Genomic DNA, 3,464 nt, shown 5'->3' with positions numbered 1-3,464 from the left:
GCGGTGTTGGAATTTTTGGAGGCCAATAAACCTCGAGCATCGTCATGGCGGTCGCCCCCGACTGAAGTGTGCTGAGGTCCGCAGGAGTGACAGCTTTCGGGACAGCATCGAGGCTGCTTGAACGACCTGAATGGGGGGGTGGGTTCAACCGGTCACTGCAACACCTTCCGTGACCTATCGGCCGGCGTCTCGAAGTCCAGGGTTTTTCGGGGTCTTTGATTAAGCCGCAGGGCGACGGAGCTGAGCTGTGTGGCATCAGAGCTCGTAGCGGGAGCAGAATCACCTACGTGTGGTTTTGGATGAGCAATCTAATGGGATACGACTAGCCTGCGTGGAACCGAGGACACAGGTCTTGCCCCAAACTGATCTGCAGATGCTGCCTCCCCATGTTGAGCCTCATGGTAAGCCGTTATCTATCCTCCAGTCGGTGCGAGCTGCCCGCCGCAACGTGCTCGAGATCATTCCAGCCATTGCTTATCAGCAACCAATAGTGTCGGGGCGCATGGGCGCGTCTCGCTGGCACATGGTGCAGGACCCGGCCTCGTTGCGGCGAATCTATCTCGACAACGCCGCCAACTATCCCAAGTCCGAGGTCATGTTGCGCATGCTTCGACCGGCAATCGGCAATAGCCTGTTCACCGCGGAAGGCGCTGAGTGGCGATGGCAGCGTCGCGCCGTCGCGCCGGTTTTCGCGCAGCGCAATGTAACAGCACTCGCTCCCGTGATGACGGCAACTGCAGAACGGGCGTCTCAGCGGCTGCACGCGGCCGGGCCGCATGCAGAACTGGTGGCCGAAATGCTCACCGCGACCTTCGATGTAATCTGCGAGGTCGCCTTATCGGGAAGGGAGCATTTCGATGCCAAAGTCTATGGCGCTGCTATCATTCGTTATTTTGAAACCGCGGGAAAAGCATCACTTCTCGACTTTTTGCGCGTCCCAAGCTGGTTTCCGCGTCCTGGAGAGCTGCTGGGCTATGGTGCCGTGCACACCATGCACGACATGGTCGCCAAGGCCATTGACGCTCGCCGCGCGCAGGCGACCGGCCAAGCTGATGACTTGCTCGACTTCATGCTCAAGGCAACGGATCCTGAGACCGGGCGTACAATGTCGGCTCAAGATGTGCTGCACAACATGCAGTTTTTCATCGTCGCGGGCCACGAAACAACCGCACTGGCCCTCAGTTGGGCGCTGCAGCTGTTAGCGCTCTATCCAAAAGTCCAGGAAGAAGCTTATGCTGAGGCCCGGAGCGTTCTCGACGATCAGCCTGCCAGCTTGGGACATCTTGAGGATATGCCGCTCGGCCGGCGCATCCTTGAGGAATCCATGCGGCTCTATCCACCGGTGGGAATGTTGGCGCGCGAAGTGCTCGCCAACGACCAGCTGGGTGGTCGCGATATTCGCGCAAATGATGTGATCTTCCTGCCGCTCTATGCGCTTCATCGCCACGCAACGCTGTGGGACAATCCCAATACCTTCAACCCAGACCGCTTCCTGCCCGAGCAGGTCAAGGCCCGGGACCGCTATTCCTATCTGCCCTTTGGAGCAGGCCCGCGCGTCTGTGTTGGGGCCAACTTTGCAATGATGCAAGCCCAGATTATCCTGGGGACCTTGCTGTCCCGCTTCCGCTTTGCCCCAGGTCCGCGCCCCCTGCCTCATCCGACCATGCTGATGACCGTGCGCCCTGATACCGGGATTAACCTGCGTGTGACGCCCCGACAAATGTGAGTTGTCCGAACCGCGCGCATCCTTCAAAAATGTACAGACCCAATGCAGATGTTTTGGACGAGGAATGGCCGTTTTTAGGACTGTTGAGCCGCCTTTCCGACGACCGAATGAGGCGCCTTGCCGAAGCTTAAAGATATCCCGCGAAGCTTTAGGCCGCGGACAAGCTGAATAGCTGGCGGAGGGTGGGCTGGTGGTCCACCGCAAATAGTTTTCTCTCAGCGAGTTTGGGGATCACAACATCGATGAAACTTGCCAGGTCGCCTGGCAGACAGGGGCCATGACGTTGGGCCGTCTGCAGCGCCGTTGTCGAACCAGTCCCGCATTGTATCTGTATGTCCGCTCCTGTGCCCACTGCAAGCAGATGACCTCGCCCGCTTGCAAGACGCATCAGCAGCGGTCGAAGGCTAAGCCTGTCGCCTTGGGCAATTCCGACCAGAACGGCGACCCGGCTCTGGCTCGCCTAGTTTTGTGCAGCATGGCCCCCGATGTCGCCAGGGAGCGGGGCATCGAGATCGGCTTGCGACAGGTCGGCGCCCAAAAATTCGGAGAGTTTGACGAGGAGGTGCTCTATGACCATGAAGCCATTCATCTGCGCCAGCCGGTCTTCAGCCTGCTGGCGTGTTGAAGCCGCTATTGGCACGATACCGGGATAGATCAGCAGACTTTCTGGCGCACGGCCCAGGCTGGCGGCGCGCTTTCATATCCCGGTAGAAGGCTTGGGCACCGGCGAGATGGGACTGCACGGTGAAAACCATATCCGCATAGCGGGCGGCAAAGTCCCTTCCAGCTTCCGAGGCACCGGCCTGAGCCAGAATTGACAGGCCCTGCGTCGAGCGCGGCCCTTTGAGCGGGCCACGGCTCGGGACGAATGGACTATCATGATCTATGCGCCGCACCTTCGCGCTGTCGAGATATAGGCCTGCCTGCTTATCGGCAATGCGGGCATCCTGCTGCCATGAGTCCCAGAGGGCAAGCGTGGTTTCGGTTACGTCGGAGGCCCGGGCATAGCGCTCGGCATGATCGGGCATCGCATCAAGCCCAAAATTATAGGCCTTAAGAGGATTGGATGAGGTGACGATGTTCCACCCCGCCCAACCTTTGCTGATGTGATCGAGCGATGCGAAGCGCCGCGCCAGATGAAACGGGTGATCATAGCTCGTCGAGGCGGTGCCGATGAGCCCGATGCGCTGGGTAACGGCTGCAAGGGCCGAGAGAATGACCAGCGGATCCATGGCGTCAGACCGGTGCCGGTCGGGACTTTGCTGAATGGCCAGCACATCGCCCAGGAAAAGGGCATCGAAGCCGCCATTCTCGGCGCGACGCGCAATATCGATCCAGTAGTCGAGATCGGTCGAGGCAAGGCATTGCTCTCGGGCATGCGCCAGCCGGCCTCATGGCTGCCCAAGCCGAAGATGACAGCGTTGAGCCCCATGCGCCGGCTTTTTGTCATGGCGTGGTGTCGAGGTAAGCGTTGGAATAGTAGCTGGTAAAGTCAGGCTTCGCCGTTACGGCCGAACCATTGCCATCCTTGAGAATGCTGGCTTCGAAGAGGAAGGTGCCGACCGCATCCATCTTGGCTGTAAATTCGCGAGCAATAGTGGCTCTGACTCACTCTCGATGATATTTGGTGGCGAGGTGGTGCTGTTTTCGAAGAGGAATCAGCAACATGGCGATGAATATGCGGACTTCGTCCTTGATTCCGGCTGGACTGGTCGTCGAGAGCATAACCGAGACAGAA

4 protein-coding genes are annotated in these 3,464 nt (G+C 59.2%); 2 read left to right on the top strand and 2 right to left on the bottom strand.

Features of this window, described 5'->3' with window-relative positions; translation table 11 throughout:
- Positions 1 to 295: 295 nt before the first annotated feature.
- Together WH91_RS19190 and WH91_RS22825 are read left to right on the top strand one after the other, a co-directional pair.
- Positions 296 to 1,726: a cytochrome P450 gene (locus WH91_RS19190; RefSeq protein WP_199533550.1), complete on the top strand. Its 1,431-nt coding sequence runs from the start codon at positions 296 to 298 to the stop codon at positions 1,724 to 1,726.
- Between the two features lie 283 nt (positions 1,727 to 2,009).
- Positions 2,010 to 2,351, top strand: coding sequence for a hypothetical protein (locus WH91_RS22825; RefSeq protein ID WP_143078315.1), 342 nt, complete (start codon positions 2,010 to 2,012; stop codon positions 2,349 to 2,351).
- Here the strand turns inward: WH91_RS22825 and WH91_RS22820 are convergent.
- Positions 2,332 to 3,111, bottom strand: a complete 780-nt coding sequence (locus WH91_RS22820) for an NtaA/DmoA family FMN-dependent monooxygenase (protein ID WP_082102276.1) — start codon at positions 3,109 to 3,111, stop codon at positions 2,332 to 2,334. The genes WH91_RS22825 and WH91_RS22820 overlap by 20 nt on opposite strands.
- A 61-nt stretch (positions 3,112 to 3,172) precedes the next feature.
- Positions 3,173 to 3,298 carry a hypothetical protein gene (locus tag WH91_RS25850; RefSeq protein WP_280140273.1) on the bottom strand — a complete coding sequence of 42 codons (126 nt, stop codon included), beginning with the start codon at positions 3,296 to 3,298 and terminating at the stop codon, positions 3,173 to 3,175.
- Between the last annotated feature and the right edge of the window lie 166 nt (positions 3,299 to 3,464).

It is taken from the genome of Devosia psychrophila, from assembly GCF_000971275.1.
In the GTDB taxonomy this organism is placed as follows: domain Bacteria; phylum Pseudomonadota; class Alphaproteobacteria; order Rhizobiales; family Devosiaceae; genus Devosia; species Devosia psychrophila.
The sequence above is the reverse complement of the archived record's forward strand: the minus strand, read 5'-3'. Positions and strand labels throughout refer to the sequence as shown.

Excerpts from the sequence above, each read along its gene's own strand:
- WH91_RS25850 (WP_280140273.1), bottom strand. The coding sequence starts at position 3,298 with ATGGATGCGGTCGGCACCTTCCTCTTCGAAGCCAGCATTCTCAAGGAT.